At 69.9% G+C, this 15993-nt stretch carries 19 protein-coding genes; 8 read left to right on the top strand and 11 right to left on the bottom strand.

Features of this window, described 5'->3' with window-relative positions:
* Window positions 1-13 precede the first annotated feature (13 nt).
* From ACFWUQ_RS00665 to ACFWUQ_RS00655, 3 genes are all read right to left on the bottom strand, one after another.
* Window positions 14-751, bottom strand: a complete 738-nt coding sequence (locus tag ACFWUQ_RS00665) for an IclR family transcriptional regulator (RefSeq protein ID WP_384531344.1) — start codon at window positions 749-751, stop codon at window positions 14-16.
* 289 nt (window positions 752-1040) lie between these two features.
* The gene (locus tag ACFWUQ_RS00660; protein WP_384531192.1) at window positions 1041-1268 is read right to left on the bottom strand and encodes a DUF5326 family protein; all 228 of its coding nucleotides are present in this window, start codon (window positions 1266-1268) and stop codon (window positions 1041-1043) included.
* A 154-nt stretch (window positions 1269-1422) separates the two neighbouring features.
* Window positions 1423-1740, bottom strand: coding sequence for a cupin domain-containing protein (locus ACFWUQ_RS00655; protein WP_384531191.1), 318 nt, complete (start codon window positions 1738-1740; stop codon window positions 1423-1425).
* Window positions 1741-1829: 89 nt separating this feature from the next.
* Between ACFWUQ_RS00655 and ACFWUQ_RS00650 the strand changes: the two genes are divergently transcribed.
* The 3 genes from ACFWUQ_RS00650 to ACFWUQ_RS00640 all read left to right on the top strand — a co-directional run bounded on the left by ACFWUQ_RS00650 (window position 1830) and on the right by ACFWUQ_RS00640 (window position 4074).
* Entirely contained in the window at window positions 1830-2210 is a 381-nt protein-coding gene (locus ACFWUQ_RS00650) for a phage holin family protein (protein WP_384531190.1), read from the top strand.
* A gap of 32 nt (window positions 2211-2242) precedes the next feature.
* Window positions 2243-3394 carry a cystathionine gamma-lyase gene (locus ACFWUQ_RS00645; RefSeq protein WP_384531189.1) on the top strand — a complete coding sequence of 384 codons (1152 nt, stop codon included), beginning with the start codon at window positions 2243-2245 and terminating at the stop codon, window positions 3392-3394.
* 200 nt (window positions 3395-3594) lie between these two features.
* Entirely contained in the window at window positions 3595-4074 is a 480-nt protein-coding gene (locus tag ACFWUQ_RS00640; protein ID WP_384531187.1) for an NUDIX domain-containing protein, read from the top strand.
* Between the two features lie 51 nt (window positions 4075-4125).
* On the opposite strand, the gene ACFWUQ_RS00635 is transcribed toward ACFWUQ_RS00640, so the two are convergent.
* Window positions 4126-5457, bottom strand: a complete 1332-nt coding sequence (locus ACFWUQ_RS00635) for a globin domain-containing protein (RefSeq protein WP_384531342.1) — start codon at window positions 5455-5457, stop codon at window positions 4126-4128.
* Window positions 5451-6101, bottom strand: a complete 651-nt coding sequence (locus ACFWUQ_RS00630; RefSeq protein WP_384531185.1) for an HAD family hydrolase — start codon at window positions 6099-6101, stop codon at window positions 5451-5453. The genes ACFWUQ_RS00635 and ACFWUQ_RS00630 overlap by 7 nt, the downstream gene beginning before the upstream one ends.
* Before the next feature lie 109 nt (window positions 6102-6210).
* On the opposite strand from ACFWUQ_RS00630, the gene ACFWUQ_RS00625 reads away from it, so the two are divergent.
* Together ACFWUQ_RS00625 and ACFWUQ_RS00620 are read left to right on the top strand one after the other, a co-directional pair.
* Window positions 6211-7107 carry a GNAT family N-acetyltransferase gene (locus ACFWUQ_RS00625; RefSeq protein ID WP_384531183.1) on the top strand — a complete coding sequence of 299 codons (897 nt, stop codon included), beginning with the start codon at window positions 6211-6213 and terminating at the stop codon, window positions 7105-7107.
* A 14-nt stretch (window positions 7108-7121) separates the two neighbouring features.
* A complete protein-coding gene (locus ACFWUQ_RS00620; RefSeq protein WP_384531181.1) occupies window positions 7122-7583 on the top strand; it encodes a GNAT family N-acetyltransferase in 462 nt (153 codons plus the stop codon).
* Between the two features lie 30 nt (window positions 7584-7613).
* Here the strand turns inward: ACFWUQ_RS00620 and ACFWUQ_RS00615 are convergent, their stop codons facing one another.
* Complete coding sequence (locus ACFWUQ_RS00615; protein ID WP_384531179.1) at window positions 7614-8999, bottom strand: serine hydrolase domain-containing protein; 1386 nt, start codon at window positions 8997-8999, stop codon at window positions 7614-7616.
* Between the two features lie 9 nt (window positions 9000-9008).
* Complete coding sequence (gene dnaB, locus ACFWUQ_RS00610) at window positions 9009-10472, bottom strand: replicative DNA helicase (RefSeq protein WP_384531341.1); 1464 nt, start codon at window positions 10470-10472, stop codon at window positions 9009-9011.
* Window positions 10473-10924: 452 nt separating this feature from the next.
* On the opposite strand from dnaB, the gene ACFWUQ_RS00605 reads away from it, so the two are divergent.
* The gene (locus tag ACFWUQ_RS00605; RefSeq protein ID WP_384531178.1) at window positions 10925-12262 is read left to right on the top strand and encodes an MATE family efflux transporter; all 1338 of its coding nucleotides are present in this window, start codon (window positions 10925-10927) and stop codon (window positions 12260-12262) included.
* A 187-nt stretch (window positions 12263-12449) separates the two neighbouring features.
* Here ACFWUQ_RS00605 and rplI read toward each other — a convergent pair whose 3' ends face one another.
* The 4 genes from rplI to rpsF form a co-directional block, all read right to left on the bottom strand.
* Window positions 12450-12896: a 50S ribosomal protein L9 gene (gene rplI, locus ACFWUQ_RS00600; protein ID WP_384531176.1), complete on the bottom strand. Its 447-nt coding sequence runs from the start codon at window positions 12894-12896 to the stop codon at window positions 12450-12452.
* Window positions 12897-12914: 18 nt separating this feature from the next.
* Window positions 12915-13151: a 30S ribosomal protein S18 gene (gene rpsR, locus ACFWUQ_RS00595; RefSeq protein WP_003956534.1), complete on the bottom strand. Its 237-nt coding sequence runs from the start codon at window positions 13149-13151 to the stop codon at window positions 12915-12917.
* 43 nt (window positions 13152-13194) lie between these two features.
* A complete protein-coding gene (locus ACFWUQ_RS00590) occupies window positions 13195-13788 on the bottom strand; it encodes a single-stranded DNA-binding protein (RefSeq protein WP_384531174.1) in 594 nt (197 codons plus the stop codon).
* A 72-nt stretch (window positions 13789-13860) separates the two neighbouring features.
* Window positions 13861-14151 (bottom strand): 30S ribosomal protein S6, encoded by a 291-nt coding sequence (gene rpsF / locus ACFWUQ_RS00585; RefSeq protein ID WP_006604399.1) that lies wholly within the window; start codon window positions 14149-14151, stop codon window positions 13861-13863.
* A gap of 249 nt (window positions 14152-14400) precedes the next feature.
* On the opposite strand from rpsF, the gene ACFWUQ_RS00580 reads away from it, so the two are divergent.
* Both ACFWUQ_RS00580 and ACFWUQ_RS00575 read left to right on the top strand, forming a co-directional pair.
* The gene (locus ACFWUQ_RS00580) at window positions 14401-14715 is read left to right on the top strand and encodes a hypothetical protein (protein WP_384531173.1); all 315 of its coding nucleotides are present in this window, start codon (window positions 14401-14403) and stop codon (window positions 14713-14715) included.
* A 132-nt stretch (window positions 14716-14847) separates the two neighbouring features.
* Window positions 14848-15966: a lipid II:glycine glycyltransferase FemX gene (locus ACFWUQ_RS00575; protein WP_384531171.1), complete on the top strand. Its 1119-nt coding sequence runs from the start codon at window positions 14848-14850 to the stop codon at window positions 15964-15966.
* Window positions 15967-15993: the final 27 nt, after the last annotated feature.

Below are 15993 nucleotides of genomic sequence, written 5' to 3'. Positions count from 1 at the left end.
AAGGAGTGAGTTTTCAGATACTGATAGAGAACGAGAGAGTGCTCAACAGCGCGCCTACTTCACTCTGTAGTCGATCAACTGCGTACAGCAACCGATTTTCCTGGTGCAGAGGAAGGGAAATGGCCATCGTCGCGGCGGCACCCCCGGCCGTAATCGGAATGGCGGCGCACACCGTACCGAGCGCGTACTCCTGACGCTCCGTAACCGGCTGCATCCTCTGCAGAGATCCGATCCGGCGCTCCAGGCGCCGTTGGTCCCCGACGGTGAACGGCGTGATGGCCTCGACCGGGTGGCGGTCGTAGTAGTCCTTGCGCGCCTGCTCGTCGAGCTGCCCGAGCAGGCACTGCCCGATGGCGTGCGCGTATCCGGTCTGGCGGAAATCGGCCCACTCCTCGCAGGCCGGGTTGGCCGGGGTGTCCGAGACGCCCACGACCTCGATCTCACCCTCGCGGTAGACGGCGAAGTAGACCGGGGCGCCGACCGCGTCGCGGAAGTGCGCGAGGGAGTCGAGGATCATGCTGCGACGTTTCTGCTGAAGCCCCACACCAGCCAGTCGGCGGGCGGCGTCACCCAGTACGAAAACCCCGTTGTCCCTGCGCAGATAGCCCTCGTGGGTCAGGGTGCGCAGCAGGTGGTACGCGGTGGGAAGGGGAAGCCCGGCCTCACGCGCCAGCTGTTTCGCCGGGGCGCCGTCACTGTGGGACGACACCGCTTCGAGCAGCCGCAGCGCCCGTTGCACCGAGCCGATCAGGGTCGGCACACCGGCATTGTGAACCGAAGCCAAAGCTCACCCCCAGGCGTGGCGGCGGGCCTCCGGGAAGGCCCACCCTGCGGGGGCCTCCCCCGCGCGTGCCGCGGTCCTGGGGGTCGTGCTCGGCGCATGTTGTGCACGACCGCTGGTCAGAGCGGTGTGACCGGCTGTCGGTGCCCCGGGATCGGCACGGAATACCACTCTATCGGCCGGTTCATCGGATGTGAGCGGTTAAGTGCCTGACGTTCCCTCGCCTGGCTCAATCCCCGAGACATCGGGGCCGGGCCTCCTACCACTCGCGGGAGGAGGACTTCGTCCGCGTACCGCCGATCTTCGAGACGACGAAGACCAGGCCGCCGACGAGGGCCACGAACAGCAGCAGCTTGAAGACGAGTCCGATCAGCGCGCCCAGGATGCTGGTGATCACCCCGCCGAAGACGAACAGCGCCAGCAGCGGGACCGCGACCCACTTGACCCACCAGGGCATTCCAGCGAATGTCTTTCGGATCCCGTCCATGTCCTCGTCCTCTTCCTCGTCCTCGTCGGTGCTTCCGCTCCCGATGCTAGGAGTTCCGCGGGCCGGGCGGGGGCCCGCGGGCCCCCGCAGTCCCCTGATCCGCCCCCTAGGGGTGTCCGGCGGATCAGGGGCGCGAACCCCGAGGCCGGGACCGTCAGGCCTCCGGCGGGGAGAACACCACCATCACCCTGAGGTCCTCGGTGATGTGGTGGAACTTGTGCGGCATCCCGGCCGGCACGTAGACCACGCTGCCGCGCGCGACCGCCGTCGTCTCCTCCCCGACCGTGATCGCCGCGCGGCCGCTCACGACGAAGTAGACCTCGTCCTGGCCGTGCGGCTGCTGCGGGTCGAGTTGGCCCGCGTCCAGCGCGTACAGCCCCACCGACATGTTCCGCTCGCGCAGGAACTGCAGGTAGGCGCCGTCGTTGGCCGCCCGCTCCGCTTCGAGCTCGTCAAGCCGGAAGGCTTTCATCCGCGTTGTACCCCTTGTACTCGGTCGTGCCGGCTCTTCCGCTGATCTGCGGATGTCCCACCGGGATCTTCTCTGCCACGATCAGACACATGACGAATTTCGTAGTCAAGACGCTCGCCAACGCGGCGGCCCTGGCCGTCGCCATCTGGCTGCTCGCGGGCATCACCCTCGACGACGGCAGCAGCATGGGTCACCGGACCCTCTCCCTGATCCTGGTCGCGCTGGTCTTCGGCCTGGTCAACTTCATCGTGAAGCCCGTGGTGAGGCTGCTCTCGCTGCCGCTGTTCGTCCTCACGCTGGGTCTGTTCACCCTGGTCGTGAACGCCCTGATGCTGATGCTGACCTCCTGGCTGGCCCAGCAGTTCGACCTCAGCTTCCACGTCGACGGTTTCTGGACCGCCCTGCTCGGCGCCCTGATCATCTCCATCGTCTCCTGGGCCGTGAACATGGTCCTGCCCGACAAGGACTGAACGGCTTCCCTGTGCCGCGAGGAGCGCACCCCATGAGCGAGAACGACCACGAGGCGGGCCGGCTCGGCGACGGCACGCGCGCCGTGCGGGCCGGACTGCCGGATCCGGTGAAGAACGAACCGCCCCTGCCGGGACCGGTCTTCGCCGCCCATTTCCACCTTCCCGGCGATGTAGAGGGGCCGTACACCTACGGCCGCGACACCAACCCCACCTGGACCCTGCTGGAACGGGCCATCGGCGAGCTGGAGTCCCCCGGCGAGGACGTCCACACCGTCGTCTTCGCCTCCGGTATGGCAGCGATCTCCGCCGTCCTCCTCTCCCAGGCCCGCACCGGGGACACCGTCGTCCTGCCCGACGACGGCTACCAGGCCCTGCCCCTGCTGCGCGAACAGCTCCAGGACTACGGGATCCTCGTCCGGACCGCGCCGACGGGCGACGACGCCCAGCTCGCGGTCCTCGACGGAGCCCGACTGCTGTGGATCGAGACGCCGTCGAACCCCGGGCTGGACGTGTGCGACGTGCGGCGGCTCGCGGACGCGGCGCGGGCCGGCGGGACGCTCGTCGCCGTCGACAACACCCTCGCCACCCCGCTCGGGCAGCGGCCCCTGGAGCTCGGCGCGGACTTCTCCGTCGCCAGCGGCACGAAGGGCCTCACCGGCCACGGCGACCTGCTGCTGGGCTACGTGGTCTGCCGCGACCCGGAGCTCGCCGCCCGGGTCAGGCGGTGGCGCAAGATCATCGGCGCCGTCCCGGGCCCGATGGAGGCCTGGCTCGCCCACCGCTCCCTGTCCACCATCCAGCTGCGGGCCCAGCGCCAGTGGGCCAACGCGCTGGCCGTCGCCGAGGCGCTGGCCGACCGGGCCGAGGTGACCGGACTGCGCTACCCGGGCCTGCCCTCGGACCCGTCCCACAAGACGGCCGCCCGGCAGATGCGGGGCTTCGGCTCCGTGGTCTCCTTCGCCCTGGCCGACCGCGACCGCGCGGAGCGGTTCATGGCCGCGCTGCATCTGGTCGAGGACGCCACGAGCTTCGGCGGGGTGCGTTCCACCGCCGAGCGGCGCGGCCGATGGGGTGGGGACGCCGTACCGGAGGGCTTCATCCGCTTCTCCGCCGGCGCCGAGGACACCCAGGACCTGGTGGCGGACGTCCTCCGGGCCCTGGACAGCGTGGGCGCGAGCGGCTGACCTCGGCCGGGCGGCGACGCGGCGGGGGTCCGGCCGCGGGGGGTCCGGCCACGGCGGGGGTCCGGCCGCGTCGGCGGGACCCGGTCGCGGGGTCCTGGGCATGCCGGTCGCGGGGTCCACGGGGGCACGGCACTCGTGGACCGCGCTGATTCCGGCCCCCGGCGCGTTTCAGAAGCGGAGCGGTGGGCCACTCTTCTCCCATGACCGAACGTCCCGTGGTCAAACGCACCGCCCGCGCGATCCTGCTCGACGGCGGCGACCTGATCCTCATCAAGCGCACCAAGCCCGGCGTCGACCCCTACTGGCTCACTCCCGGCGGCGGGGTGGAGCCCTCGGACGCCACCGTCGTCGACGCCCTCCACCGGGAGGTCCACGAAGAACTCGGCGCGAAGATCACCGACGTGGTGCCCTGCTTCGTCGACACCGTCGAGCACATCGCCGACGGCGGCGTGACCGGGGTGAAGGTGCAGCACTTCTTCGTCTGCCACCTCGAATCCATGGACCTCAGCCAACGGCACGGCCCGGAGATGGAGCAGCCCGAGGGCGAGTACGAGATCGTCCGCGTGCCGTTCAGCCGGGTCGGCATCGCCGCCGTCCACCTGGTCCCGCTGTCCCTGCGGCACTACCTCGACGCCAACATCGAGGGCGTACGCGCCATGCACGCACCCGACCTGGGCTGATCCGGCCCGTAACGAGTCCCGGCTACGCGGCCGGCGGAGCACCCGCCGGCCTCAGCCCGCGACGCCCGCCAGCTCCTCGACCGCGTCGTGACGGATCCGCTCGTCCGGGATCCCGATCCGCTTGAGCTCGTCCACCCCGCTCCGGATCATCGCCGGCGGACCCGAGATGAACGCGTCGTACGAGCTCCAGGGCCCGTGCTCGCCGATGGCCTGCGGGAGTTGACCGGCCAGCCCATCGCCGACCACGGGCCGAACCGAGAGCCACGGGTGCGAGCGCTGCAGTCCGAGCAGCGTGTCCTTGTCGTACAGGTCGCCGTCGCTGCGCGCCCCGAAGAACACCTCCACCGGACGCCGCTCGCCGTGTTCCGCCACGTCCTCGATCAGCGCCTTGATGGGGGCGATACCCGTCCCTCCGCCGAGGCACAGCATCCCGTTGTCCGTGGTGTGGTCCACCACCATCGACCCCGCCGGCGGGCCCAGGCGCAGTACGTCGCCCGGGCGGGCGTGGCGTACGAGGGCGTTGGAGACCCAACCGGCCGGGACGGCTTTGACGTGGAAGGACAGCAGCCCGTCGGCGCGCGGCGCCGAGGCGAAGGAGTAGTGCCGCCAGACCCGCGGCCACCACGGGGTCTCCAGGCTGGTGTACTGGCCGGCGAGGAAGGGGTACGGCTGGTCGGGGCGGACCGTCAGCACCGCGATGTCCGAGGTGCGCAACTCGTGGGAGACCACTTCCGCGTGCCACCAGGCGGGGGCGGCGTCCGCCGCGGCCGCGTCGATCATGACCTGGGAGATCGCCGTGTACGCGCGCACCCAGGCGGCCTCGGCCTCCGGCCCCCAGGACGCGTCCGCGTACCGGGCCAGGGCCCCGATGAGGGCCTCGCCGACGGCCGGGTAGTGGGCGGGCTGGGTACCGTACTTGCGGTGCCCCGTGCCCAGCCGGCGCAGGTAGGGGACGAGCACGTCCGGGTTGTCGATGTGCTCGGCAGCGGTCAGCAGTGCTTTCAGGAGCCGGTCGCGCTGCACATCCATGGCCGCCGGGAACAGCGACCGGAGCTCCGGGTGGTTGATGAACACCAGAGCGTAGAAGTAGGAGGTCACCCGGTCCGCGATGGGGGCGATCTCCGCGAGGGTTCGGCGGATGAGTACCGCGTCCGGCGACGGTTCGGGCGTACCGGCCCCGGAGGGTATCCGGGGCGGCCTCCCTCCGGCCGATCCGGTGGGCGGAGCGTCCATGCGGTGCCTCGCTTCAAGCATCTCGGTCGGTCTGCACACGCCACGGTCCGTGAATCCGTGGTTCCAGGGTTTCCCAGCGTGCCAGCCTGCCCGGACGCCTGCGGGGAAATGCAGAAATTCCGCGTTTCGAACCCACTTTCCCCTTAAGATGCGTCGACTTCCGGGCGCTGCGAACCCACGAGCTGGTAGGCCTCCCGCAGGTCACGGCCCTCGTAGACATGGGTGGCGCGTCTCACGAGATAGGGCCGCGCGTTGACCGCGACCGAGACCGGTACCGCGTCGAACAGGACCGCGTCCGTCATCGAATCCCCGTACGCGACGCAGTTCACGCGCCCCAGCCCGAACCGCTCGCACAGCCGGTCCGCCACGGTGACCTTGGCCTCGGGGGTCAGGATCCCCGCCACCTCCACGGGCCGGGTGAACGGCACTTCGGGGAAGACCGAACCGTGTGCGGCATGCGCTCCCCACTCCGTGAGGAGTTCCACGAAGAAGGAGGGCGACAGGGAGATCACCGCGCAGTACTCACCCCGCTCCCGGATCTCCCGCCACACCTCGCGGATGCCCGCGATCCAGGGAGACCCGTCGAAGGCCGCGCGGACGTGCGCCGGTGTCAGCTCAGCCCACAGGGCGTGGACGGCCACCGAGAACTGGTGCGGCTCCATCTCCCTCGCGCTGAACGACCTTTCCAGCGCGGCGATCTCGGCGCTCAGACCGAGTTGACGGGAGATCTCGACCGGCGCCGCCGATCCGTACATCAGCGTGCCGTCGAGATCGAAGAGGTGCAGGCGGGTCATAGCCGTCGAGATTAGTGCTTACGTTTCACGTGAAACAGGGTGTTTCACGTGAAACATCCACGTGGTGAATCCCCTGGACGCGCCCGGGCCAATGATCCACTCTGAGTCGGTGACACCACCACACATCACAGATTTGCCGATCAGAACGCTCCGGGCGGACGACCTCTCCCGTTGCGCGGACCTGTCAGAGGACCGGGGGTGGCTGCGTGAGGACCACAAATGGGGCCTGCTCCTCGCCGCCGGAGACGGCTACGGGATCGATGCCCCGGACGGGCAAGGCCTCGCCGCCGCCTGCATCGTCACCCGGTACGGCCAGACCCACGCCGGAACCGGGCTCGCGGCCATCGGGATGGTCCTTGTCGCCGACCGCTACGCCCGGCGCGGCATCGGCCGCCGTCTGATGTCCCACGTGTGCGACGACGTCCTTCGCGGCGTTCCACTCACCCTGCACGCCACTCCCTACGGGCGCCCGCTCTACGAGGAGCTCGGCTTCGAGACCACGGGCCGCGCCGAGATGCTCCGCGGGACCTTCCGCGGCGACGAGGACCCTCCGGTGGGGGCCGACGCTCCTCGGGTCCGGCCGGCGCTCGCCGAGGACCTGTCCCACATCCTGCGCCTGGACGCCGAGGTCTTCGGGACCGACCGCACCCACATGATCGTCCGCTTGCCCGCCTTCGCCGACCAACTGCTCGTCGCCGAGGACCCGAAGGACGACGGCACCCTCACGGGCTATGCCGCCGCCTGGCCCAACATGGACACCCATGTCATCGGTCCGCTCATCGCCCAGGACACCGCCACCGCCCAGGCCCTGATCACCGCTCTCGCGCGGGGCACGGACCGGCCGCTGCGCACGGATGTCGATGTGCGCCACGAGGAGCTCCTCGGCTGGCTGAAGGACCGGGGGCTCGAATCCGTGGCCTTCAACGCCGTCATGACCCGGGACATCCCCGGCCTGCCCGGCGACTGGACGCGCCGGTGGGCGCCGCTGACCGTGGCCGCCGGCTGAGAGGAGCACGTCGTATGACCCCGTCCACCGAGCTGACCATCCGGCCGGCCGTCGAGGCCGACCTGCCCTCCGTCGTCGCCATGCTGGCCGACGACGCCCTGGGCGCCGCCCGGGAGTCCCCCGAGGACCTGGCCCCGTACCGCGCGGCGCTGAGGCGCATCTCCGACGACCCGAACCAACACCTGGTCGTCGCCGTCCGGTCCGACCGGGTCGTGGGCACCCTCCAGCTCACGATCGTCCCCGGCCTCTCCCGCAGAGGAGCCACCCGCTCGATCATCGAAGGCGTCCGTGTGCACGCCGATGAGCGCGGGAGCGGCCTGGGTACGCGGTTCGTCGAGTGGGCCGTGGAGCGGTCCCGCGCCGAGAACTGCTCATTGGTCCAGCTGACCTCGGACGCGACACGGACCGATGCCCACCGCTTCTACGAGCGGCTCGGGTTCACCGCGTCCCACGTCGGATTCAAACTCCAGCTCTGACCGGTCACGCGCTGTGGGCAGGCGGGGCCGTCAGCCGATGCCCCGCCAGCCCTGCGGGTCCACGCCGCCGGGCACCGGCGCCTGGGCGTCGTACGGATCGCGCGTGAACACGAACGAGGCGAGGTCGAGGTGGCTCACGGAGCCGTCGCCCCGGCGCACCGCCCGCAAGGTCTCTCCGGCGTAGTAGCCGTTCAGACCCGTCCAACTGCCGTCACTCCCGGGACGGAAGCGGGCCGTGCGCCCGGTCGCCGCCGTCGGCCCGAGCTCCAACGAGCCGTCCGCCCGCAACCGCACCACATGGGGGGACGTGCCCCAGTACCAGGTCCCGCACAGCTCCAGCGGGACCTCGTCCTCCGCCCGGAACGGACGCCAGGGCTGCGGGAACCGGGGCTCGGCGTCGGCCACCAGGCCCACGAGTTCCGCCGCCACCGTCGCGGCCGGCAGGCCCGAGGTGACGTTGGCCAGCACCACGGCCGCCACGTCGTCCGCCTCGCTCAGCCACAGCCCCGCGACGAACCCCGGAAGCGAACCGCTGTGCCCCACGAGACGGCGCCCGCCGTGGGCCAGGAGCTGGAGCCCCAGCCCGTAGCCGAGTTCGGCGGCGCCGGGCTCGGGGGGAGCCGCCGACGTACGCATCTCCCGCAGGGACTCCGGACTCAGCACCCGCGCGTCCCCCCGCAGCAGGAAGTCCGCGAACCGCGCCAAGTCCCCCGTCGTCGACCAGAGCTGCCCCGCCGCCGCCATGATCCCCAGATCCTCCAGGGGTTCGGGCATCATCAGGTCCGCCCACGGATGCACCGCCCAGCCGCCCGCGTGCGGAGCGTGGGGCAGGCTCGTGGTCCGGGTGAGCCCCAGCGGCTCCAGCACCTCCGCCCGGAGCGCCTCGTCCCAGGACATCCCGCGCAGGGCCTCGACCAGCGACCCAAGCACGGTGTAGCCGGGGTTGGAGTAGTGGTGGCGCCGACCGGGCTCGTGCCGCAGCGGCACCTCACCCAGTACGTCGGCCAGTTCCGGCCGCAGCTGCGCGGAGCTGCGCTCCCACCACGCGCCCGGGGTCTCCGCCGCCAACCCCGCGGTGTGGGACAGCAGCTGAGCGATGGTCACCTCGCCGACGCCGGTACCCGGCAGGTGCTTCTCCAGCGGATCCGCGAGGCTCAGCAGCCCCTCGTCCCGAAGCCGCAGCACCAGCACGGCGGTGAAGGTCTTGGTGAGCGAACCGATCCGGTACTGCACGTCCCCGTCGGGACCGTGGCCCTCGACGGAGGTGGCGGATCCCTCCCAGACCACCTCCCCGCCCCGCACGACGGCCGCCACCACGGACGGTGCGCGGCCTTCGCTCTGGGCGACGGCGATCCGGTGCCGCAGCGAGCGCCGGGTGGCGGGGAGCAGTTCCAGGTCCTCCGAAAGGGCATCCATGATCGGATGCTATGTGTTGGCCATGTCCACGAACCGCGAGTAGTGCCCCTGGAAGGCCACGGTGATCGTCGCTGTCGGACCGTTACGGTGCTTCGCCACGATCAGGTCCGCCTCGCCGGCGCGCGGGGACTCCTTCTCGTACGCGTCCTCACGGTGCAGCAGGATCACCATGTCGGCGTCCTGCTCGATCGAGCCGGACTCACGGAGGTCGGAGACCATCGGCTTCTTGTCGGTGCGCTGCTCGGGGCCACGGTTCAGCTGGGAGAGGGCGATCACGGGGACCTCCAGCTCCTTCGCCAGCAGCTTGAGGTTTCGCGACATGTCCGAGACCTCCTGCTGGCGGCTCTCGGGTCGGCGGGAGCCGCCCGACTGCATCAGCTGGAGGTAGTCGATGACGACGAGGGAGAGGTCGCTGCGCTGCTTGAGCCGGCGGCACTTGGCCCGGATCTCCATCATCGACAGGTTGGGGGAGTCGTCGATGTAGAGCGGCGCGGCCGAGACGTCCGGCATGCGGCGGGCCAGCCGGGTCCAGTCGTCGTCGGTCATCGTGCCGGAGCGCATGTGGTGCAGGGCCACCCGAGCCTCCGCCGAGAGCAGGCGCATCGCGATCTCGTTGCGTCCCATTTCGAGGGAGAAGATCACGCTCGGCAGGTTGCTCTTGATGGAGCAGGCGCGGGCGAAGTCCAGCGCGAGCGTCGACTTGCCCATGGCGGGACGGGCCGCGATCACGATCATCTGGCCCGGGTGCAGGCCGTTGGTGAGCGAGTCGAGGTCCGTGAAGCCCGTCGGCACGCCGGACATCTGGCCGCTGCGCGAGCCGATCGCCTCGATCTCGTCGAGGGCGCCTTCCATGATGTCGCCCAGCGGCAGGTAGTCCTCGGAGGTCCGCTGCTCGGTGACGGCGTAGATCTCGGCCTGGGCGCTGTTGACGATCTCGTCGACGTCGCCGTCGGCCGCGTAGCCCATCTGCGTGATCTTCGTACCGGCGGCGACCAGGCGGCGCAGGACGGCCCGCTCGTGGACGATCTCCGCGTAGTACTCGGCGTTGGCCGCTGTCGGTACGGACTGCACCAGCGTGTGGAGGTACGAGGCACCTCCGACCTTGCTGATCTCCCCGCGCCTGGTCAGCTCCGCGCCGACCGTGATCGGGTCGGCGGGCTCCCCCTTGGCGTACAGGTCGAGGATGGCCTGGTAGATCGTCTCGTGGGACGGCCGGTAGAAGTCGTGGCCCTTGATGACCTCGACGACGTCGGCGATCGCGTCCTTCGAGAGCAGCATGCCGCCGAGGACGGACTGCTCGGCGTCGAGGTCCTGCGGGGGCACGCGCTCGAAGCCGTTGCCTCCGCCGTCCCAGGAGCCGCCCTCGCGGCCCCGGTCGTGCTGCTCGTCCCCGCGGCCGCGTCCTTCACCGCCGCGGCGCGAACGGGCGGGCAGACGGTCTCCTGGACCGCTGTCGGCCCAGGGGTCGTCCATGGGCTCGGGCATGCTCACCGGGCCGCCTCCTCCCGTCCGCAACGCGGACCTCGCCGTGCCACTCTGTCTACGACACGGCTCTGACATTTGGGGCACCCGAGTCGGCTCTCGACGAGTCGGGCAACGCACCACGGTAGGGCCGCGAGCGGCGTCAGCCAATCTTGTTATCCACAGGCTGTGTGGATGAGGTGTGGATGACGGCGCCAATGCTGTGGGTAAGTCCCCGGAAGCTGTGCACGGACCGGGGGACGACGCTGTGGACAAAATCACCTGCCACACCGCCACACCCTGCCTGACCTGCACGTTCAGCGGCGTGGCCGACTGTACGGAAAAAATCTCGGGTCCCGTCCCGAGATCTCCTCCAACGAGGTGCGCGGAACGCGTCGAGCGACGCACCGGTAAGGATCCAATAACCCTTGCATCCATTACCTGTGGAAGATTAGGTTGGGCGCATGACACAGGCCCCCGCCGCGCCGAAGGCTGCCCCGAGACGGCATGACCGGGAGATCTTCGCGCTCGCCGTCCCCGCCTTCGGCGCCCTCGTCGCCGAGCCCCTCTTCCTCATGGCCGACAGCGCCATCGTGGGCCACCTCGGCACACCCCAGCTGGCCGGTCTGGGCATCGCGGCGGCACTGCTCACCACCGCGGTGAGCATCTTCGTCTTCCTCGCCTACGCGACCACCGCGGCCGTCTCCCGCCGGGTCGGGGCGGGCGACCTCCAGGCGGCCATCCGGCAGGGGATGGACGGCATCTGGCTCGCCCTCCTGCTCGGCGCCGCCGTCGTGGCCGTGCTGGCCCCCGCGGCTCCCTGGCTCGTCTCCCTGTTCGGAGCCTCCGACACCGTCGCCCCGTACGCGATCACGTATCTGCGGATCTCCGCGTTCGGCATCCCGGCCATGCTGGTGGTCCTCGCGGCCACCGGGGTCCTGCGCGGCCTCCAGGACACCCGCACCCCGCTCTACGTCGCCGTCGCCGGCTTCGCCCTCAACGGCGTCCTGAACGTCGGCCTCGTCTACGGTGCGGGCCTGGGCATCGCCGGCTCGGCCTGGGGCACGGTCATGGCCCAGTGCGCCATGGCGGCCGCCTATCTCGTGGTCGTCGTACGCGGCGCCCGGCGGCACGGCGCCTCCCTGCGTCCCGACACCGCCGGAATCCGGGCCTGCGCCCAAGCGGGGGCACCTCTTCTCGTCCGCACCCTGTCCCTGCGCGCCGTCCTGATGATCGCGACCGCCGTGGCTGCCCGCCTCGGCGACGCCGAGATCGCCGCCCACCAGGTCCTGCTCTCCCTGTGGAGCCTGCTCGCCTTCGCCCTGGACGCGATCGCCATCGCCGGGCAGGCGATCATCGGGCGCTACCTGGGCGCGGGCGACACCGAGGGCGCCAAGGCCGTCTGCCGCCGCATGGTGCGGTGGGGCGTCGTCTCGGGGGTCGTGCTCGGGGTCCTGGTCATCCTGGCCCGCCCGGTGTTCATCCCGCTGTTCACCAGTGACCCCGCGGTCGAGGAAGCCCTGCTGCCCGCCCTGCTCGTGGTGGCGCTGTCCCAGCCGGTCTCCGGCATCGTCTTCGTCCTGGACGGTGTGCTGATGGGCGCGGGAGACGGCCGCTACCTGGCCTGGGCGATGCTCGTGACGCTCGCCGTCTTCACCCCGGCGGCCCTGCTCGTCCCGGCGCTCGGAGGTGGCCTGACGGCCCTCTGGTGGGCCATGACCCTGATGATGCTGGTCCGGATGGCCACCCTCCAGCTGCGCGCCCGCTCGGGCCGGTGGCTGGTCGCGGGGGCCTCCCGCTGACCCGAGGGCCCGCCCGGGCGGAAGCGGCGCTGGGCACGCCTCTTGTTTCACGTGAAACATGGCCCCTCGCCGAGCTCCCTGTTTCACGTGAAACATGCGCCCGGAGCTTCATGTTTCACGTGAAACGCGGCCGCACACACGACGAAGGGCCGCATCCCGGAGGATGCGGCCCTTCGTTGTGCGGCACTTAGGCTGCGACGACCTCGACACCGAGGTTCGCAACGACCTCCGCGTGCAGACGCACGGAGACCTGGTACGAACCGAGGGTCTTGATCGACGACGTCAGCTCGACGCGACGCTTGTCGACCTTCGGACCACCGGAAGCCTCGATCGCCGTGGCGATGTCGGCCGGGGTCACGGAGCCGAAGAGGCGGCCGGTGTCACCCGAGCGGGTGGCCAGACGCACCTTCACGCCCTCAAGCTTGGCCTTGAACTCGTTGGCCTGCTCGATGGTCGAGATCTCGTGGATCTTGCGGGCGCGGCGGATCTGCGCCACGTCCTTCTCGCCACCCTTGGTCCAGCGGATCGCGAAACCACGCGGGACCAGGTAGTTGCGAGCGTAACCGTCCTTGACATCGACGACATCGCCGGCGGTACCGAGGCCAGAGACCTCGTGGGTCAGGATGATCTTCATTATTCGGTCACCCTTTCCTTATCGCGCGGTGGACGTGTAGGGCAGCAGCGCCATCTCACGGCTGTTCTTGACGGCCGTGGCGACGTCACGCTGGTGCTGCGTGCAGTTGCCGGTAACGCGGCGGGCACGGATCTTGCCGCGGTCGGAAATGAACTTCCGCAGCATGTTCGTGTCCTTGTAGTCCACGTACACGGTCTTGTCCTTGCAGAACGCGCAGACCTTCTTCTTAGGCTTGCGCACAGGCGGCTTCGCCATTGTGTCTCTCCTGTGTGATCAAGAAGTGGGGTTGCGAGCTGCCCTAGAAGGGCGGCTCGTCCGAGTAGCCGCCGCCGGAACCGCCGGAGCCTCCGCCCCAACCGCCCCCGCCGCCGCCCTGCTGCTGGCCACCGGCCGGCGCGCTGGACGCCCACGGGTCGTCGGAGGGAGCTCCGCCGCCCTGCGGGGCACCGGTGCTGGGGGCTCCGCCCCAGTTACCGCCGCCGCCGCCCTGCTGCTGACCGCCGCCGTACCCACCCTGGCCGCCGCGACCCGTGGTCTTGGTGACCTTGGCCGTGGCGCTCTTCAGGCTGGGGCCGACTTCCTCGACGTCCAGCTCGTAGACCGTGCGCTTGACACCCTCACGGTCCTCGTACGACCGCTGCTTGAGCCGGCCCTGCACGATGACGCGCATGCCCCGCTGAAGGGACTCGGCGACGTTCTCGGCCGCCTGGCGCCAGACCGAGCAGGTGAGGAACAGGCCTTCGCCGTCCTTCCACTCATTGGTCTGCTTGTCGAAGATGCGGGGAGTGGACGCGACACGGAACTTCGCGACCGCCGCACCCGAGGGGGTGAAGCGCAGCTCGGGGTCGTCGACGAGATTGCCGACGACCGTGATGACGGTCTCGCCTGCCATGGATGAACCTCTCGGCGGGGATTGCTGCTGGGCTGCTGTGCTACTCGGTCCCGATTACCGCTGAACCGAAGTTCAGTGGGTCTCGGGGCGAAGGACCTTGGTCCGGAGAACCGACTCGTTCAGGTTCATCTGCCGGTCGAGCTCCTTGACGACCGCAGGCTCGGCCTGGAGGTCGATGACCGAGTAGATGCCCTCGGGCTTCTTCTTGATCTCGTAAGAGAGACGGCGACGGCCCCAGGTGTCGACCTTCTCGACCTTTCCGTTGCCCTCACGGACGACGGAGAGGAAGTTCTCGATCAACGGGGAGACAGCGCGCTCCTCAAGATCGGGGTCGAGGATGACCATCACTTCGTAGTGACGCATGTGGAACCCACCTCCTTTGGACTCAGCGGCCACGGTCGTTCCGTGGCAGGAGGGTCGTGATGCGTGCCGCACGGTGCCTGAGAACAGACACCGCGCAGACCGTACAGACTACCCCGTCGACTCCTTCCGGTTGAAATCCGGCGGGAGAGGGCCACAATCTGTATCCATCGGGTGTGCCCGGTGCTATGCCCCCAACCCTCGGGCGGCGGCCCCGCGACACCGTTCTGCTCCAGCCAGGAGGTACCTCCGATGGCACAGGCAATGCGGCCCCAACCCTCCATCTCGCTCCTCGCGACCGACGGCAAGCCCCACCCGCTCCAGGACACCCTGATGGCGGTCACCCTGGTCCTGGGCGCCGTGGCGTTCATCACGGCCTTCTTCCACCAGCTGCACCTGCTCAGCTCGTGGGCCGGGCTGATCGGGATCCTGACGGGCGCGTACGGACAGTTCATCTCCGTCACGACACGCGAGCGCTTCGCACTGATCATCGGCCTAGGCGCGTCTGCCTTCGGCTTCTTCCTCGGTATGGCGCACGGCGGGCTCTTCGGCGGCTGGCTGGGCTGACCGGGGGACCTCCGAGACAGGGCGCCGGCCGACCCGCGGCCCGGGCTCCGGCCCGTCCCCCAGATGGGTGGCGCCCCTGTCGCAGTAGGCTTCGCGCCATAGCCAGCGAAGCCGCCGGAGGAGACGCCCCGCATGAGCCTGTCCCTGAGGACCATCAGCCGAGAGCAGCATCTGGGCTATCTCCAGAGCCTGCCCTCGGCGAGCCACTGCCAGGTCCCGGCGTGGGCCGACGTGAAGAACGAGTGGCGTTCGGAGAACCTCGGTTGGTTCGACGGCTCCGGCGAACTCGTCGGAGCCGCCCTCGTGCTGTACCGGCAGCTGCCCAAGGTGAAGAGGTACCTCGCGTACCTCCCCGAGGGGCCGGTCATCAACTGGTACGCCCCGAACCTGGAGGAGTGGCTCCAGCCCATGCTGGCGCACCTCAAGCAGCAGGGCGCCTTCACCGTGAAGATGGGTCCGCCCGTCGTCATCCGGCGCTGGAACTCGACCGCCATCAAGGCGGGCATCCAGGACCCCGACGTCAAGCGCCTGCGCGACGTGGAGGCCTCGGTCATCGAGCCCCGCGCGTTCGAGGTCTCGGACAAGCTCCGCCGCATGGGCTGGCAGCAGGCCGAGGACGGCGGCGCCGGCTTCGGTGACGTCCAGCCCCGGTACGTCTTCCAGGTACCGCTGGCGAACCGGTCGCTGGACGACGTCCTCAAGGGCTTCAACCAGCTGTGGCGCCGCAACATCAAGAAGGCCGAGAAGGCCGGTGTCGAGGTCGTCCAGGGCGGCTACGAGGACCTGCCGACCTGGCAGCGCCTGTACGAGATCACGGCGGAGCGCGACAAGTTCCGCCCGCGCCCGCTGAGCTACTTCCAGCGCCAGTGGACGGCCCTCAACGCCGAGGACCCCAACCGGATGCGCCTCTACATCGCGACGCACGAGGGGGAGCCGCTGGCCGCCGCCACGATGCTCACCGTCGGCCAGCACGTCTGGTACTCCTACGGGGCCTCCGCCAACCACAAGCGTGAGGTGCGGCCTTCGAACGCCATGCAGTGGCGCATGCTGCGCGACTCCTACGCGCTCGGTGCGAGCGTCTACGACCTGCGCGGGATCTCTGACACGCTGGACGAGAACGACCACTTGTTCGGTCTCATCCAGTTCAAGGTCGGCACGGGCGGCGAGGCCGTGGAGTACGTCGGCGAGTGGGACTTCCCCCTCAACAAGGTGCTGCACAAGGCGCTCGACATCTACATGTCGCGCCGCTGACCCACGCAGATCCACCCACCCCACGCA

The organism is Streptomyces sp. NPDC058662, from assembly GCF_042716255.1.
Classification (GTDB): Bacteria; Actinomycetota; Actinomycetes; order Streptomycetales; family Streptomycetaceae; genus Streptomyces.
This window is presented reverse-complemented; position numbering and strand designations above follow the sequence as displayed.